Annotated in this window: 14 protein-coding genes, 1 tRNA gene and 1 pseudogene; 9 read left to right on the forward strand and 7 right to left on the reverse strand. The window is 72.6% G+C overall.

Annotation, left to right across the window (positions count from 1 at the left end; translation table 11 throughout):
- Positions 1-58 precede the first annotated feature (58 nt).
- The 3 genes from ACF3NS_RS05160 to ACF3NS_RS05170 all read right to left on the reverse strand — a co-directional run bounded on the left by ACF3NS_RS05160 (position 59) and on the right by ACF3NS_RS05170 (position 4,375).
- Positions 59-2,071, reverse strand: a complete 2,013-nt coding sequence (locus ACF3NS_RS05160) for an ArnT family glycosyltransferase (RefSeq protein ID WP_392468244.1) — start codon at positions 2,069-2,071, stop codon at positions 59-61.
- A 128-nt stretch (positions 2,072-2,199) separates the two neighbouring features.
- Complete coding sequence (locus ACF3NS_RS05165; protein WP_392468246.1) at positions 2,200-3,627, reverse strand: sensor histidine kinase; 1,428 nt, start codon at positions 3,625-3,627, stop codon at positions 2,200-2,202.
- 7 nt (positions 3,628-3,634) lie between these two features.
- On the reverse strand, positions 3,635-4,375 hold the full coding sequence (locus tag ACF3NS_RS05170) for a response regulator transcription factor (RefSeq protein WP_154593925.1): 741 nt from the start codon (positions 4,373-4,375) through the stop codon (positions 3,635-3,637).
- 171 nt (positions 4,376-4,546) lie between these two features.
- Here ACF3NS_RS05170 and ACF3NS_RS05175 point away from each other — a divergent pair, with 171 nt between their 5' ends.
- The gene (locus tag ACF3NS_RS05175; protein WP_392468248.1) at positions 4,547-4,942 is read left to right on the forward strand and encodes a hypothetical protein; all 396 of its coding nucleotides are present in this window, start codon (positions 4,547-4,549) and stop codon (positions 4,940-4,942) included.
- Positions 4,942-5,091 carry a hypothetical protein gene (locus tag ACF3NS_RS05180; protein ID WP_156911464.1) on the forward strand — a complete coding sequence of 50 codons (150 nt, stop codon included), beginning with the start codon at positions 4,942-4,944 and terminating at the stop codon, positions 5,089-5,091. The genes ACF3NS_RS05175 and ACF3NS_RS05180 overlap by 1 nt, the downstream gene beginning before the upstream one ends.
- Here ACF3NS_RS05180 and ACF3NS_RS05185 read toward each other — a convergent pair.
- A complete protein-coding gene (locus ACF3NS_RS05185; RefSeq protein WP_169516867.1) occupies positions 5,079-5,255 on the reverse strand; it encodes a hypothetical protein in 177 nt (58 codons plus the stop codon). The two genes, ACF3NS_RS05180 and ACF3NS_RS05185, sit on opposite strands and share 13 nt — an antisense overlap.
- Before the next feature lie 51 nt (positions 5,256-5,306).
- On the opposite strand from ACF3NS_RS05185, the gene ACF3NS_RS05190 reads away from it, so the two are divergent.
- On the forward strand, positions 5,307-5,942 hold the full coding sequence (locus tag ACF3NS_RS05190) for a hypothetical protein (protein ID WP_392468252.1): 636 nt from the start codon (positions 5,307-5,309) through the stop codon (positions 5,940-5,942).
- 224 nt (positions 5,943-6,166) lie between these two features.
- On the opposite strand, the gene ACF3NS_RS05195 is transcribed toward ACF3NS_RS05190, so the two are convergent.
- Positions 6,167-7,996 carry a phosphoenolpyruvate carboxykinase (GTP) gene (locus ACF3NS_RS05195; protein ID WP_392468254.1) on the reverse strand — a complete coding sequence of 610 codons (1,830 nt, stop codon included), beginning with the start codon at positions 7,994-7,996 and terminating at the stop codon, positions 6,167-6,169.
- A 146-nt stretch (positions 7,997-8,142) separates the two neighbouring features.
- Here ACF3NS_RS05195 and ACF3NS_RS05200 point away from each other — a divergent pair, with 146 nt between their 5' ends.
- The 3 genes and pseudogenes from ACF3NS_RS05200 to ACF3NS_RS05210 all read left to right on the forward strand — a co-directional run.
- Entirely contained in the window at positions 8,143-8,922 is a 780-nt protein-coding gene (locus tag ACF3NS_RS05200) for a WecB/TagA/CpsF family glycosyltransferase (protein WP_392468257.1), read from the forward strand.
- 103 nt (positions 8,923-9,025) lie between these two features.
- A tRNA-Arg gene (locus tag ACF3NS_RS05205) sits at positions 9,026-9,098 on the forward strand.
- A 124-nt stretch (positions 9,099-9,222) separates the two neighbouring features.
- Positions 9,223-9,828: pseudogene (locus tag ACF3NS_RS05210) on the forward strand (3-keto-5-aminohexanoate cleavage protein); the annotation flags it as partial.
- 111 nt (positions 9,829-9,939) lie between these two features.
- Here the strand turns inward: ACF3NS_RS05210 and ACF3NS_RS05215 are convergent.
- Positions 9,940-11,976, reverse strand: a complete 2,037-nt coding sequence (locus tag ACF3NS_RS05215; RefSeq protein ID WP_392468259.1) for a heavy metal translocating P-type ATPase — start codon at positions 11,974-11,976, stop codon at positions 9,940-9,942.
- Between the two features lie 130 nt (positions 11,977-12,106).
- Between ACF3NS_RS05215 and ACF3NS_RS05220 the strand changes: the two genes are divergently transcribed.
- The 3 genes from ACF3NS_RS05220 to ACF3NS_RS05230 all read left to right on the forward strand — a co-directional run bounded on the left by ACF3NS_RS05220 (position 12,107) and on the right by ACF3NS_RS05230 (position 14,691).
- Complete coding sequence (locus ACF3NS_RS05220) at positions 12,107-12,814, forward strand: response regulator transcription factor (protein ID WP_019285259.1); 708 nt, start codon at positions 12,107-12,109, stop codon at positions 12,812-12,814.
- The gene (locus ACF3NS_RS05225; protein WP_239261572.1) at positions 12,811-13,929 is read left to right on the forward strand and encodes a cell wall metabolism sensor histidine kinase WalK; all 1,119 of its coding nucleotides are present in this window, start codon (positions 12,811-12,813) and stop codon (positions 13,927-13,929) included. Before ACF3NS_RS05220 ends, ACF3NS_RS05225 begins: the two co-directional genes overlap by 4 nt.
- 93 nt (positions 13,930-14,022) lie before the next feature.
- Positions 14,023-14,691, forward strand: a complete 669-nt coding sequence (locus ACF3NS_RS05230; RefSeq protein WP_392468261.1) for a DUF6803 family protein — start codon at positions 14,023-14,025, stop codon at positions 14,689-14,691.
- 2 nt (positions 14,692-14,693) lie between these two features.
- Here the strand turns inward: ACF3NS_RS05230 and ACF3NS_RS05235 are convergent, their stop codons facing one another.
- The gene (locus tag ACF3NS_RS05235; RefSeq protein ID WP_392468262.1) at positions 14,694-16,523 is read right to left on the reverse strand and encodes a condensation domain-containing protein; all 1,830 of its coding nucleotides are present in this window, start codon (positions 16,521-16,523) and stop codon (positions 14,694-14,696) included.
- Positions 16,524-16,561 lie beyond the last annotated feature (38 nt).

Raw genomic sequence — 16,561 nt, forward strand, 5'->3', positions numbered from 1 at the left:
GGTCGGTCCTCTCCGGGGGGTGACGAGCGCGAGGGGTATGCCGGAGCCCGGCGCCTGGTCAGGACGCCGCCAGCGGCTGGGTGAGGTCGTAGAAGGTCGTCCCGTCGATGCTCACCGTCTGGTAGCTCGCGGCGGCCCACGCGAGGATCTGGCTCGTGGTGGACGTCTCGGTCGACGAGCCGCCCATCCCGCCCGAGGCGAGCAGGTAGTGGATCTGGCCCGAGGCGACATAGGCCTGGAGCTGCGCCAGCGTGGGCGACGGGTCGGTGCCGTTGAAGCCGCCGAGCGCCATCACCGGCTGACCGGTGGCGAGCTGCAGGCCGGCGGCGTTCTGCGACCCGACCGCGGCGGCCACCCAGGTGTAGCGGTCGGCGTCGGCGGACAGCGCGCTCACGACCTCAGTGGAGGGGGTGCTGGCGCCGAGCAGGCCACCCATGCCGCCGGCCATCCCGCCGGGCCCACCGGCACCGGCCGCGCCGGGCCTACCGGCACCGGCCGGTCCACCGGCTCCGCCGGGTCCACCGGCTCCGCCAGGTCGACCGGCTCCGCCCATGCCGGAGCCGGTCGACGGGCCGGCGGTCACGATCGAACCGGTGTGCGCGGTGGTCACCGTCTGCGCGCTGTAGGCCGCGGGCCCGGCAAGGACGGCGACGACGGCGGCTCCGGCCACGACCCTGACGGCCGAGGCGTGGATCCGGTCGAGCACCAGCAGGAGCAGGGCGGCGGCGAGCCCGAGGACGACCACGACCCACCGCAGCCACGGCAGGAAGTCCGCCGAGCGGGCGAGCAGGACGAAGGACCAGGCCGAGGCGATGGCGGTGGCGGCCGAGAGGGTCGTCATACCGAACCGGTCGCGGCGCTCCCAGGCGAGGGTGGCGCCGATGGCGACCACCGCGGCCACGGCCGGGGCGAGGGCCACGGTGTAGTAGGCGTGGAAGATGCCGGCCATGAAGCTGAAGGTGAGGGCCGTGACCACGAGCCAGCCGCCCCACACGATCAGCTGGGCGCGCCGGCCGTCGGTGCGGGGGCGGCGCCCGCGCATCACGAGCCCGGTGACGAGCAGCAGCAGCGCGGAGGGCATCAGCCAGGAGATCTGGCCGCCGATCTCGGCGTCGAACAGGCGGGTCAGGCCGGTCTGGCCCCACCCGTTGCCGCCGCCGACGGATCCCGCCTCGTCGCCCGTGAGGCGGCCGAGTCCGTTGTAGCCGAAGGTCAGCTCGAGGAAGGAGTTGGTCTGGGACCCGCCGATGTACGGCCGGGCCGAGGCGGGCACGAGCTCGACGATCGCGACCCACCACCCGGCGGAGAGGACCAGGGCCGCCCCGGCCGCGACCAGGTGGGTGATGCGGCGGCCGAGCGTCGTGTCGGCGGCCAGGAGGTAGGCGGCCGCGAGCGCCGGCACGACCAGGAAGACCTGGAGGGTCTTGGTGAGGAAGCCGAGGCCGAGGAAGGCGCCGGCGGCGAGAAGCCAGCGGGCGCGGCCCTCGTCGACGGCCTTGACGGTGGCCCAGGCGCCGAGGGTCATGAGCAGCACCAGCAGCGCGTCCGGGTTGTTGAACCGGAACATCAGCGTCGCGACCGGTGTGAGCGCCAGCGTCGCCCCGGCGATCAGGCCCGCGGCGGCGCCGAAGTGCCGCTTGACCGTGGCGTAGAGGACCCCCACCGACGCCACCCCCATGAGGACCTCGGGCAGCAGGATCGCGAACGAGCTCAGCCCGAGGACCCGCACCGACAGGGCCATGGCCCACAGCGACGCCGGCGGCTTGTCCACCGTGATGGCGTTCGCGGCGTCGGAGCTGCCGTAGAAGAAGGCCTTCCACGACTCGCCGCCGGCCTGGGCCGCGGCGGAGTAGAAGGCGTTGGCCCACCCGGAGCTGGTCAGGTCGTAGAGGTAGAAGGCCGCGGTCGCGCACAGCAGGATCACCAGCGACGGGCGGGCCCAGCTCGGGTCCTCGGCCGGGCCGCGCCACAGGCGGGCCGCTCGCCGCTCGGTGTCGGGCCTTGCCGCCGTGGGCTTCTCGTGGGGGGCGGTGAGACGGCGGGCGCTGCGCCGGAGGGTCGAGGTCGTCATGCCACCCACGGTCCGGCTCGCGCTTGTGGGGACCCTATGAGCCTGCTCTGCCGCTCCTACGCACCTCGCCACGCCCGTCCGCTGCCCCCACCCCCGCTCGATCCTGGGAGCGCAGGGGGTGATCGGGGTCAGCGGAGGGGGAGCGCGACCGTGAACTCCGTGCGCCCGGGCACGGACTCGACCCGCACGTCGCCGTGGTGCGCCTTGACGACGGCGTCGACGATGGACAGCCCGAGACCGGTCGAGCCGGCGGCGCGGTTGCGGGCGGTGTCGCCTCGGGTGAACCTCTGGAAGAGGTTGGGTTGCAAGGATTCTGGTATGCCGGGTCCGTCGTCGAGCACCCGGATGACGGCGCGCTCGCCCTCGACGCCCAGCGAGGTGCGGATCATGGTGCCCGCAGGGGTGTAGCTGCGGGCGTTGGCGAGCAGGTTGACCAGGACCTGCTGCAGGCGACCACGGTCGCCGGTGGCCTCGATCGCCGCGCCGGGCAGGTCCAGCTCCCAGCGGTGGTCGGGGGCGGTGACCTGCGCGTCGCTGACGCACTCGAGCACGAGCAGCGACAGGTCGACGGGCGCGTGCTCCAGGGGGCGCCCGGCGTCGAGGCGGGCCAGCAGGAGCAGGTCCTCGACGAGGGTGGTCATGCGCTTGGCCTCGGACTCGATGCGGTCGAGCGCGTGCCGCACGCCTCCGGGCACTGGTTCGCGCTCCTTGCGGCTGAGCTCGGCATACCCCCTGATCGAGGCCAGCGGTGTGCGCAGCTCGTGGGAGGCGTCGGCCACGAACTGCCGCACGCGCGTCTCGGACCGGTGCCGCGCGGTGAGGGAGCTGTCGACGTTGTCGAGGAGGGTGTTGAGGGCATGGCCGACCTGGCCGACCTCGGTGCGGGGGCTGGTGAGCTCGTCGGGGACGCGTTCGATGGGCGCCACCTCGCCGCGCGCGAGGTCCATCCGGGAGACCCGCGTGGCCGTGTCGGCGACCCGGCGCAGCGGGCGCAGGTTGCGCCGGACCAGCCAGGTGCCGATGAGCCCCACCAGGGCGAGGCCGGTGAGCGAGGCGAGGGTGATCGTGCGCAGCAGCTCCTGGATCGAGGCCTGGACGCGCTGCAGCGGGACCCCGGTCACGATGGTCGTGCCGGACCGGTATGCCGCGACCAGTCGGTAGTCGCCCAGCCCGTCGACGTCCACGCTGCGGGGCTGGCCGCCGACGCCGGAGCGGGCGATCGTGCCGACCTGCGCGGTGGTGAGACGGGAGTAGTCGCCGCCGGCGATGACGTAGTCGCTGAGCGCGCTCCCGTCCTGCAGGCACAGGCGCAGCATCCCCTCGCCGGTCCCCGGCGGCCGACTGGTGCAGGCGCGCAGGACGTCGTCGCCGTCGCCGAGACGGCCGCCCCGGTCGACCATCCGTGACTGCTCCAGCAGCTGCTCGTCGACCTGCTGGGTCAGGCGCTGCCCCATGACCAGCACGGTGGCGCCACCGATCGCGACCGTGACGGCGAGGAACAGCGCGACCACCGAGGTCACGAGCTTGGTGGTCAGGGACCAGTCGCGCACGCGCATGTGCTGATCAGGCCCCGTCGGCCGGCTTGAGGACGTAGCCGACGCCGCGCATGGTGTGGATCATCGGCTTCCGCCCGTGGTCGACCTTCTTGCGCAGGTAGGAGATGTAGAGCTCGACGACGTTGGCCTGGCCGCCGAAGTCGTAGTTCCACACCCGGTCGAGGATCTGGGCCTTGGACAGGACGCGCCTCGGGTTGCGCATGAGATAGCGCAGCAGCTCGAACTCCGTCGCGGTCAAGGTGATCTCGTCGTCACCGCGACGGACCTCGTGGGCGTCCTCGTCCATGACCAGGTCCCCCACGACGAGCAGGGATGCCGACTCCTCCTCGGCGATCGCGGTGCGGCGCATGAGGGCTCGCAGCCGCGCCACCACCTCCTCGAGGCTGAAGGGCTTGGTGACGTAGTCGTCGCCGCCCGCCGTCAGGCCGGCCACGCGGTCCTCGACGGCGTCCTTGGCCGTGAGGAACAGGACGGGGATGTTGGGGTCCTCCTGACGCATCTTGCGCAGGACCTCCAGGCCGTCGAAGTCCGGCAGCATCATGTCCAGGGCGACCGCGTCGGGCTTGAACTCCCGTGCGGCGCGGACCGCCTCGAGGCCGGTGCCCGCGGTGCGCACCTCCCAGCCTTCGTAGCGCAGGGCCATGGACAGCAGCTCGGCGATGTTGGCCTCGTCGTCGACGACGAGGACGCGGACGGGCGAGCCGTCGAGTCGGCGCAGGGCCGGGGCGGAGGTGGTGTGCGTGCTCATGCTCCTCATGACACCGGGCCTTCCTGTGGCGGTGGCAGGGCATTCCTGTGGCGATCCTGTGGGACCACTATGGCGGACTCCTGGCCCGTCGACATGGAGATCACAGCCTCGCCACAGCGCGGCTGCGGATCGTCGGTGGCACGACGCAACCCGCCAGGCAAGGAGACCGAGATGAACCCGCACCTCAAGAACGACGCCACCAATGCGGCGCCCGCGCCCTCGGTGGCTCCGGGCGCGACACCCGACGGGGCACCCGGCGCGGCACCGGCAACCGCCCCCACCCGGTGGTCGGGCCGCACGACGGCCGTGGCCGCTGCGCTCGCCGTCGGCCTGGCGACGGTCGGGGGAGGCGCGGTCGCCGCGGCCGCCCCCACGATCAACAGCCAGACGGCGGGTGGGATGGGCGGTCCGGGCCGCGGTCCGGGCGGCGGCGGGCCCGGCGGGCCCGGAGGTATGCCGGGTCAGGGGCCCGGCCAGGCGGGGCAGGTGCCGGGTCAGCAGGTGCCGGGTCAGCAGGTGCCGGGGCAAGCGGGCCAGGTGGCCCCGGGCGCGACGGGAGCGAGCTGATGCTGCTCGCACGGCTCGTCGCCCGCCACAGCGCGCGCCGGCTCCGTGCGACCCCGCGCCGCTCGCGCCTCGACCTGTCCCCGCTCCCGGTGTGCGGCTCCGGGGTGCCTCCGCTCGACGTGCAGCTCCGCCGCGCCTACCGGCGGTAGGAGGGGTCGCCGAGCTCGGCATACCGCCGGTGCAGCCGCGACCGCACCTCGGCCGGCGTCATGGCGCGCCGCTGCCGCTCGCCCCGGGCCACCAGGACGCCGGTCGCCGCGACCCCGGCGAGGCCGGCCGCGCCGAGGACCTTCCACCACGAGATGCGTCTCACGGCACGAGGATAGCCACCGCCCCTGCCGGGAGGGGGTGCCAGACTCGGCGCATGGCGATCACGCTCGACCAGGCCGTGGACCACGCTCGCACCGGTGACATCTGGGTGTTTCGGGGGGCCAAGGGCGCCGACCGGGCGATCCAGGTCCTGACCAACGCCCCCGTCAACCACGTCGGCATGGCGGTGGTGCTGGACGACCTGCCGCCGCTGATGTGGCACGCCGAGCTGGGCAAGGGCCTGGTCGACCTGTGGAGCGGGCAGCACCAGCGCGGGGTGCAGCTGCACGACCTGAGGGACGCGGTGACGCGCTGGCACGACGCCTACGGCCAGCGGGGCTTCCTGCGGCAGCTCACCCCTGAGGTGGGGCGCGAGCAGGAGGACGCGCTGCTGGGGACGATCGCGCGATGGGACGGCACGAGCTTCCCGGGCACCGCGACCCTCGCGGGCCGGTGGCTGCGGGGGCGACGCGGTCACCTGCCGTGGCGGCACGAGCAACGACCGATCTCGGCGCGCCCCGAGCTGGCCTACTGCGCGGAGGTCGTGGCGGTGACCTACGAGGAGATGGGGCTGCTCGAGCCGGGCCGCCCGTCGAGCTGGTACGACCCCGGCAGGTTCTGGTCGGGCGACCAGCTGCCGCTGGCCCCGGGGTGGCATCTCGGCGACGAGATCGCCGTGACGACGGGCTGACGCGGACCTGCCGGACCGGGGTGTTAGCGGCCGGGCTTCGGCATACCGGGGGGACAAGATCGACCGGCCTCGGTCTCATCAGCCTGGCGGACGAAGGCCGGTCGATGCCCCTACCGGGGGCGGGATCATCAGCCTGGCGGACGAAGGCCGGTCGATGTCCCTACCGGGGGCGGGATCATCAGCCTGGCGGACGAAGGCCGGTCGATGCCCCTACCCCCGGTAGGTCAGGCCTTGGAGACGCGGTCCTTGAGGCCGTCGAGCTCGGCGCGCAGCTCGGCGGGCAGCTCGTCGCCGAACTTGCCGAACCACTCCTCGACCAGGGGGAGCTCCTTCTCCCAGCTGGCCTTGTCGAAGGCCAGCGCGGTGGCGAGCTGCTCGTCGGTGAGGTCGAGGCCGTCGGTGTTGATCTCCTCGGGCTTGGGCAGCAGGCCGATCGGGGACTCGACGCCCTCGGCCTTGCCCTCGAGGCGGTCGACGACCCAGGCGAGGACGCGGGAGTTCTCGCCGAAGCCCGGCCACACGAACTTGCCGTCGTCGTCCTTGCGGAACCAGTTGACCTGAAAGATCTTGGGCATCTTGTCCGCGTCGCCCTTCTGGCCGATGGTGAGCCAGTGCTGCACGTAGTCACCGGCGTTGTAGCCGATGAAGGGCAGCATGGCCATCGGGTCGCGGCGCACGACGCCGACCGCACCGACCGCGGCGGCCGTGGTCTCCGAGGAGAGCGTGGCGCCCATGTAGGTGCCGTGCGTCCAGTCGCGGGACTGGGCCACGAGCGGGATGGTCGTGGCGCGACGCCCGCCGAAGAGGATCGCCGAGATCGGCACGCCGTTGGGGGAGTCGTACTCCGCCGCGGCCATCGGGCACTGGCTGATCGGTGTGCAGAAGCGGGCGTTGGGGTGGGCGGCCTTCTCCCCCGACTCCGGGGTCCACTCGTTGCCCTTCCAGTCGATGAGCTCGGCGGGCTTCTCGTCGGTCATGCCCTCCCACCAGACGTCGCCGTCCTTGGTGCGGGCGACATTGGTGAACACCGAGTTGCCGGCCTCGATCGTCTCCATCGCGGACCGGTTGGTGCTCCACCCCGTGCCGGGAGCGACGCCGAAGAGGCCGAACTCGGGGTTGACGGCATACAGCCGGCCGTCCTCGCCGAAGCGCATCCAGGCGATGTCGTCGCCGACCATCTCGGCCTTCCAGCCGGGGATGGTGGGGGCGAGCATGGCGAGGTTGGTCTTGCCGCAGGCGCTGGGGAAGGCGGCGGCGATGTAGTGGGTCTTGCCCTCGGGGTTGGTGAGCTTGAGGATCAGCATGTGCTCGGCCATCCAGCCCTCGTCGTGGGCGATGGCCGACGCGATGCGCAGGGCGTAGCACTTCTTGCCGAGCAGGGCGTTGCCGCCGTAGCCGGACCCGAAGGACCAGATCGCGCGCTCCTCGGGGAAGTGGACGATGTACTTGGTGTCGTTGCAGGGCCACGGGACGTCCTGCTCGCCCTCGGCCAGCGGCGCGCCGACGGAGTGCAGGCACTCGACGAAGTCGGCCTGCGTCTCCTCCATCTGCTTGAGCACGTCCGAGCCGACGCGGGCCATGATGCGCATCGAGGCGACGACGTAGGCGGAGTCGGTGATCTCGACGCCGTACATCGGCTGGTCGGCCTCGAGGTGGCCCATCACGAAGGGGATGACGTACATCGTGCGGCCCTTCATGCACCCCTGATAGAGGTCGCGCATGATGCCTTTCATCTCGTCCGGGGCCATCCAGTTGTTGGTGAAGCCCGCGTCCTTCTCGTCCTTGGAGCAGATGTAGGTGCGGTCCTCCACGCGAGCGACGTCACCCGGGTCCGAGGCGGCGTAGTAGCTGTTGGGCTTCTTGTCCTCGGCGAGCTTGATGAAGGTCCCGGAGTCGACCAGCGACTGGTTGAGCTGGGCGGCCTCCTCGTCCGTGCCGGTGATCCAGTGGATCTGGTCGGGCGTCGTCAGAGTGGCGATCTCCTCGACCCAGGCCGCGAGCTTCTTGTGCGTGGTGGACATGTGGATCCGGCCATCCCTTCTGGTTGCCGTCATTGGCAAGGCGTGCTTGTCACGGTAACCGCTGCCCACAGGCCCGGCCACCGAGAGAGTCGATCTGCGGGGAAGGTCACAATGAGGTTCACCTTGCCTGACATAGTTGAGTCGAGATTCGTTTGACGAGACGCGAGGAGTGCGGTCACGTGCAGCAGCTGCTGATGGGTGGGGTCCAGGTCGACGCCGGGAGCGAGCAGGAGGTCATGGACCTCTATCGCGCCGCCCTGCGGGGCGAGGGCCGCCCGCTCGCCATCGAGTCCGCCAACCTCGACCACCTGCACTGGTACCCCTCGGGCTCGCACGACCGCTCTGCCGGCTCGGTGGGCGACGGCTCTGGCAGTCTGCGCTGGCTGACCCTCATGGACGGCGCGCCCTTCGTCCTCACGGCCAAGCGGGTGACCGGCGTGACCTACCCCCGGCTGACGGGCGCGAGCCTGCTGGAGCCCCAGCTGCGCGTCGCGGCCGAGGAGGGTGCGTCGGTCGGCTTCCTCGGCGGTATGCCGGACATGCACGTGCGTCTGCGCGAGGAGCTCGGCCGCCGTCTGCCGGACCTCCGCATCGCGGGGACCTGGGCCCCGGAGCGGGCCGACATCACCTCGCCCGAGGGCGCGGCCCGCTGGGCCGAGACTGTGCGCGAGGCCGGCACCGACGTCGTCGTCGTGGGGCTGGGCAAACCGCGCCAGGAGGACTGGATCCGCGACCACGGCATCGCGTCCGGGGCGCGGGCGCTGCTGGCCTACGGCGCGGCGGCCGACTTCATCGCGGGGACCGTGCAGCGGGCGCCGCAGTTCTACCAGGACAACCACCTCGAGTGGGCCTACCGCCTGTCGCGCGAGCCCAAGCGCCTGGCCCGCCGCTACCTGCTGCAGGGTCCGCCCTCGCTGGCTCGCCTGGTCATCCACACCCGGCCCCGCCGCCGCTACTGAGGCCGCCACCGGCTCGGGCCGGGTCGACCGATTTCGTGGGGAGGCCCCCTCTGCTGTAAAGTCGTACCTCGTTGCGGACGCCCCCACGGGCGGCGCGGCGACTGCACCCGTAGCTCAACGGATAGAGCATCTGACTACGGATCAGAAGGTTAGGGGTTCGAATCCCTTCGGGTGCGCTCTGTGTTGAGACAGAAGCAAGGGCCCCGGCCGGCGGAGACGCTGGTCGGGGCCCTTCGCATTCCCCTGGGTCCCTGCGGTCCTCGCTGACGCCGAGCCGCGAGGCCCGGGCGCGAGGTCGCGGTGGAGGCGCGGGCGGCTGTCGATGCCGGCGCCTCAGCCGTGCACGTCCACACCAAGGACGCCGCCGGGGTGGACACCTTGGACGCCGATGACGTGGCGAGGTTCGTGCTGGTCGTTCGACAGGCGTGTCCGGGCGTTCCCGTGGGCGTGACCACCGGCGCCTGGGCATCAGCCGACCCGGCGGCACGGGTCCGGTCGGGGACGGCGCTGCCCGACTTCGCCTCGGTCAACTGGCACGAGGAGGGAGCGGACGACGTCGCCGCCGCCCTGATCGACCGCGGCATCGGCGTCGAGGCCGGGATCTGGCCCGGGGAAGGGCTGGCCCGGTGGCAGGCCTCGCACTGGCGCGGGAGCTGCTTGCGAGCCTTGGTCGAGCTGGCCGACGTCCCAGACGAGGATGCCGCCGCCTGGGTGGCCCGTCAGGCGACACCACTCGTCGACGGAGTCCACCGCCTCGAGCCGGAGCTCCCGGTCCTGCTCCACGGCGCAGAGGGCAGCACCTGGGCAGCCGTCGACCTCGCTGCCCGACTGGGGCTGGACACCCGGGTCGGCCTCGAAGACACCACCCGGCTGCCGGGCGGCGCGACCGCTGCCGGGAACGCGCAGCTGGTGGAGGCGCCCTCACCCGCGTCGCCGAGACCCGGTCGAGCAGAGCGCCCGCGGCCGATCCCGACAGCAACGACTGAGCGCGCGGCATGCCGCCGCGGCCTGCCGCGGTCAGGCGGCCCGGAGGCGGTGTGCGCTCTGTCCGGGGGAGAGGTCGAGACGGCGCAGGAGCTGCGCGTTGACGGCCACGACCACGGTGGACAGGGACATCAGGACGGCGCCGACGCTCATGGGGAGGACGAAGCCCACGGGTGCGAGCACCCCTGCGGCGAGTGGCACCGAGACGAGGTTGTAGCCGGCGGCCCACCAGAGGTTCTGGCGCATCTTGGCGTAGGTGGCCCGGGACAGCTCGACCACCGACAGGACCGACCGCGGGTCGGAGGATGCGAGGACGACGCCGGCCGAGCCGATCGCGACGTCCGTGCCGGCCCCGATCGCGATGCCGACGTCCGCCTGGGCGAGGGCGGGAGCGTCGTTGACGCCGTCGCCGACCATCGCGACCCGGCGGCCCTCGGCCTGCAGCTCCGCGACCTTGGCGGACTTGTCCTCCGGTCGGACGCCCGCAAAGACGCGGTCGATGCCGAGCTCGTGGCCGACGGTGTCGGCCACGGCCTGCGCGTCGCCCGTGATCATGACCACCTGTATGCCGAGGTCGTGCAAGGCGTCGACCGTCTCGCGGGACTCGGCCCGGATCTCGTCGGCGAGCCTCAGCGCCCCGGCCACCTCGCCGTCGACCAGGACGTGGAGGATGATCGCGCCCTCGGCGCGCCAGGCATCCGCCGCGGGGAGCTCGCGCTGGGCCCGGTGCTCGAGGAGCTGTGGACCACCGACCTCGACCACGGACCCGTCGACCGTTGCTCGGACGCCCACTGCGGGCGACGACGAGAAGTCGGTGGCGCGCCCCACCGAGATCGCTCGCGCCTGGGAGGCGCCGACGATGGCGCGTGCCAGAGGGTGCTCGCTGTCGGTCTCCGCGGCGGCGGCCAGCGCAAGCAGCTCGTCGGCCGAACGGCCCCGGGCGGGCTCCACGGCGGTGACGGTGGGCTCGCCCTTGGTCAGCGTGCCGGTCTTGTCGACGAGCACGGTGTCCACCGTGCGCATGGACTCCAGCGCCAGTCGGTCCTTGACGAGGACACCTCCGCGGGCGGCTCGCTCGGTGGCGATCTGGACGACCAGCGGGATGGCCAGGCCCAGGGCGTGGGGGCAGGCGATGACGAGCACCGTGATGGTGCGGATGACGGCCGAGTCCGGCATACCCGCACTGGTCCAGACGATCGCAGTCACGATCGCGGCCGCGAGCGCGAACCAGAACAGCCAGGCCGCAGCCCTGTCGGCGATCCGCTGGGCTCGCGAGGTGGACGACTGGGCGTCGGCGACCAGAGCGCGGACCCCGGCGAGGGTGGTGTCGTCACCGACGGCCGTCACCTGGACCCGCAGGCCCGAGTCGGTGGCGACGGTGCCCGCGACCACGGCGTCGCCGGGTGCCCGGCGGACGGTCCGCGACTCGCCGGTGATCATGGACTCGTCCATGCTGGCGGACCCGGCGACGATCCGGCCATCCACCGGGACCGAGGCCCCCGGACGGACGACGACGACGTCACCGACCACCAGCTCGGAGGGGTCGACGGCAACCACGTCGTCGCCGACGACCTTCTCGGCCTCGTCCGGGAGGAGGGCGGCGAGCGAGTCGAGCGCGGAGGTGGTCTGGGCCAGAGACCTCATCTCGATCCAGTGCCCGAGGAGCATGATCACCACCAGCAGCGCCAGCTCCCACCAGAAGTCGAGGGTGTGGTCGACCAGCCCCAGGCTCGCGCCCCAGGAGGCCCCGAACGCAACAGTGAGGGCGAGCGCGATGAGCAGCATCATGCCGGGCCTGCGCGAGCGTGTCTCCGACCAGCCGCCCTCGAGGAACGGTCGGCCGCCCCAGAGGTACATCACCGTGCCGAGGACCGGTGAGACCCATGGCAGCCAAGAGCTCTCGGGCAGGGAGTAGCCGGCGAGCATCGCGAACATCTCGCTGAGGCCGACGACCGGGACGGCAAGGACCAGCATCACCCAGAAGAGGCGGCGAAAGACCTCGACGTGGTCCGCGTGCTCGTGCCCGCCGTGGTCGTCGTGACTCCTGTGCTGGGCGTGGTCGTGACGCATGGTCCTGGTCCTCTCGATGTCATATACCCCTAGGGGGTATATGACGGAACAGACTCGCCCCACCGGGTATTCCACCGGGGCCTCGTGCGAAAGAACGTGGGAAAGCCGTCGGGTGCGTGACACTGGGGCCATGCAGCCCGCACCTGCACCGGTCCGTGCCCTGGTCGTCGATGACGAGCCCGTGCTCGCAGGCACGGTTGCCACCTACCTGGACCGGGCCGGCTTCCAGACGTGCGTGGTCGCGGACGGTCGCGAGGCGGTGGAGGTCGCCCGTGGGTGGGTGCCCGAGGTGGTGGTGCTCGACCTGGGCCTGCCCGGGCTGGACGGCGTCGAGGTGTGTCGCCAGATCCGCACCTTCTCCGACTGCTACGTCCTGATGCTGACCGCGCGCGCCGACGAGGTCGACCTGCTGGTGGGGCTGTCCGTGGGGGCCGACGACTACATGACCAAGCCGTTCAGCGCGCGCGAGCTCGTCGCCAGGGTGCACGTCCTGCTGCGTCGCCCGAGGTCGGGTGGGCTGGTCCAGCGCTCGGCCCGCCGCATCTTCGGTGACCTCGTGATCGACCCCGACGCGCGGGAGGTCGAGGTGGGAGGGGTGCTGGTCGACCTGACGCGCACCGAGTTCGACGTACTCGACGCCCTGTCCAGCCAGCCGCGGCTCGCCTACTCGAGGCGTCAGCTCGTGGACGCCGTCTGGGGGCCTGACTGGGTCGGCGACGACCGCCTGGTCGACGTGCACGTCGCCCACGTCCGCCGCAAGCTGGGCGACGATCCCGCCAGCCCGCGCTACGTCTCCACCGTGCGTGGCGTCGGCTACCGGATGGGGACGGGGCGATGACCTCCCGACGGGTGAACGGGTCGCTGACCCACCGGCTGGTGCTCGCCCAGGTGGCGGTGATCGCCGCGATGACCGTCACTATGGTCGTCGCAGCGCTCATCATCGGGCCGGCGGTGTTCGACCAGCACATGCACGAGGCGGGCCACGGCGAGCAGCCGCAGCTCCTCGCACACGCCCAGGAGGCGTTCCGGTCCGCGGGGCTGGCGTCGATGGGGGCCGGTGTCGCGCTCGCGGTCCTGGCGGCGGTCGGGGCCAGCGCCTTCGTGACCCGCCGGATCGGCCGCGCCCTGGACGCGCTCGCCAGGGGCGCCGACGAGGTCGCCCAGGGCCACTACGACCAGCCGGTGAGGATGCAGCCGACGGGGCGAGAGCTGGACGCCGTGGCACGGACGTTCAACGCCATGGCCGGGCAGATCGCCGGCACGGAGGCCACCCGTCGCCGCCTGCTCACCGATCTCTCGCACGAGATGCGCACCCCGATCGCGGCGATCCAGGTGACCCTCGAGGCGGTCGAGGACGGTGTGACACCCCTCGACGACGCGACGCTCGACACGCTGCGCGCCCAGACCCGGCGCCTCGAGCGCCTCGCCACCGACCTCAAAGACGTGTCTGCTGCCGAGGAGGGGCGGCTCGACCTGCGGAGAGAGGCGGTGGACCCGGCCGATGTGGTCCGGGCGGCCACCGGTGCGGCGGCTGCGGCATACGGCCGTCAGGGGGTGCGCCTGGAGCTCGACGTCGGCGAGGACCCTCCTGCGCGGGTGCGCGCCGACCCGTCACGGCTCGGCCAGGTGGTCGACAACCTCCTGCGCAACGCGCTGCAGCACTGCACGGCGGGGGACGGGGTCCGGATCGAGGTGCGCAGCCGCGCGACGGGCACCACGGTCGCGGTCAGCGACACCGGGTCGGGCATCGCGGCTGAGCACCTCCCGCACGTGTTCGAGCGCTTCTACCGCGCTGACCCGGGACGGCGCCGCGATCCCGAGTCCGTCACGGGGACCGGTGTGGGACTGTCCATCTCGCAGGCCATCGTCTCGGCCCACGGAGGCACCCTCGACGTCCGCAGCGACGGCCCGGGCACGGGAGCGACCTTCACCATCGCCTTGCCCCCGGCCTGACCTTCATAGAACCTTCACAGTTCCTGCGGCAGCTCTTCGCAAGCGTGGCGCAGCGTGGTCCCCATCGAGCTCGACCGAACCCGGGAGACCATCATGAGCACGCTGACCGCGGCCACCCCCGCCACGACCGATCACGCACGGCGGCGCGGTGCCGCCACCACCCTCGCGGTCCTCACGGCGCTGGCCGTGGTCGGCGGCCTGGTGGCGCCCGACCGCACCCAGGGCAGCGGCATGGACGGGATGTCGATGACGCATTACATGGGCCTGCTCGCGGTCCAGCAGCCCTGGAACCTCTTGCTGTTCATGGCGATTCCCGTGATCCTCGCCGAGACCCTGGCGATCACGGAGCTGGTCATCCTGTTTGCCCGCCCTGCGCCGTCGTGGGTGCACGGGCTCAGCCGCTGGGCGGGCCTGCTCGCGGGTCCGGTGATGGTCGGGATCCTCGTCCACCTGCTCCGGCACGCCGTCATACCGCTCACCCTCGACGGTGGATGGCGAGGGCCGGCCGATGTCATCGCGGTCCTGGCCTACCTGCTCGGCGCCGTGCCGATGGTCGGCATCAGTCTCGTGGCGGCGGGCCTGATCGCGCGGGACGAGCGCCACGCCCGCAAGCTGCACGTGGTCTTCGTGGCGGTGTTCCTCGTGGTCGCCCACGTCGCCATGATCGCCGGGATGCTCGACCCCGCCGTCATGGGGTGGACCCAGGGCGGCGGGCAGCACGAGATGCCGGGCGGCACGATGATGCCCGGCATGCACCACTGAGCTCAGACGAGGGCGCTCAGGTGCACGACGGGTCGGGTGCCCGAGGGCGCGGTCTGCTTGGCGGCGCGGGCGACGTCGGCCTCCGACGCGCCGGGGGTGAGCGTGACGGTGAGGGACAGGCGGCGGCCCGCCCACGTGGCGGTGCACGACTCGACCCCGTCGAGCAGGGCCACGTCGTGGGCCACACCGTCGGCCTCGACGTGCCGGCCGTAGACCTGCCGCCGCCCCTCCACGGGGCCGTGCGCCACCACGCGTCCGTCCGGGAGGAGCGCCGCGAGCTGCCCGGTGGCGACGGTCCCTGACGCGGTGTGGGCGACGAGCTCGCCGACCTGGGTGAAGCCCGTCGTCCGACCGAGGGCGTCGCGGATCTCGTAGCCGCGCGGCACCGACGCGTCGAGCCCGGGCACGGTCAGCTGCTCGGCGGAGACGACGTCGCCCCACGTCGCGCCGGGGGCCGCGTCGTCGGGGACCCGTGCCGTGCGGGGACGAGCCAGCTCGTCGGCGGCCTCGATCTCCTGCAGCAGCCGGTGGTCGACCTCGGCGAGTGGTGCGGTGGCCCCGGCGAGGCGCGTGACGAAGGTCGCGAACCGCTCGGCGTGCCAACGGGTCTGGGCGAGGGTGTAGATCTCGCGATGGGCCTCGCACTCGACGGCCAGCGACCCGTCCGCGAGCGGGTGGATCGTCAGCAGCAGGTCGTAGACCGGTCCGCGCTGCAGGGCCTGCGTCGTGACGGTGACCCCGGGGATCACGGGGTCGTCGTCATACGGCATGACGTTGATCGTGGGCCCGTGGAGTCGGCCGGCCCGCCAGGCCGATGGCACGGCCTCGAAGATCGTCTCCGTCGGCGTCTGCTGGTGGGGTCGGGTCGAGCGGGCGCTGTCGATGACCCGTCGGGTGAGGGAGGCCAGGTCGTCGTCGGGCTCGACGGGAACGCGCAGCGGCAGGACGTTCATCATGTTGACCGTCGTGGCGAGGTCGATGGCGGTGTCGCGACCGAGGACGGGCACGCCGACCACGGCTGAGTCCTCCTCGCTGACGCGAGCGACGTATGCCGCGCCCGCCGCGATCAGCGGGTAGGTCCAGACGCGGTTGCCGACGGTCGCGCCGAGCCCCACGCGCACCGACGACGGCAGCACCACGTCGTGGCGGTGGGGGCGGGCGACGACGTGGTGGGCCCGGTCGGCGGGGGAGACCCGCTCGGGCGCCCCCTGGAGGTACTCGCGCCAGAAGTCGCGCTGATCGTCCTCGGACCGTCGCGGCTGGGCGACGAGCTCCTCCACGGAGGGGTAGGCGCGGTCCGGGAGCTCCGTGCCGGAGACGAGGTGGTTGTAGTGCTCCACGACGCGGTTGCGTCCCAGCCAGGCACCGTAGCCGTCGACCACGGCGTGCAGGGCGCGCTGCACCCACCAGACGCCTGTGCGGCCCACGAGGAGCGTGTTCCTGACGAGGGGCCCACCGCCCGGCACGTCCCACGGCTCGGCGGCGAGCCGGGCGGCGAGGTGGCGCGCTGCCGCGGCCTCGTCGTCGGCGGCGCCCAGAGGGGTGGTGACCACGACGTCGTCGGTGAGGTCGGCGACGTGCTGGGTCGCCGGGTCCGTGCTCACGTCGAAGCGCAGCCTCAGGCTCGGCATCTCGAGCGAGACCCGGCGCAGGCACTCGGCGAGGACGGCGTCGTCGACCTGCCCGACGAGCTCGGTCAGGAGGGCCACGCCCCAGGCGGGTGATGCGGGATCGGTGAGGTGTCCCTGCAGCATGCCGCGCTGGGCGGGGACGAGGGGGAGCCGACGACGGGTGGCGCGGTCCGTCGAGGGGGCGGCGGCCGAGAACGTCACCGCGCCAGGATAGGTGAACGGCGCGAGCACCGGGGTCG

The organism is Arsenicicoccus cauae, assembly GCF_043162025.1.
GTDB lineage: Bacteria > Actinomycetota > Actinomycetes > Actinomycetales > Dermatophilaceae > Arsenicicoccus > Arsenicicoccus cauae.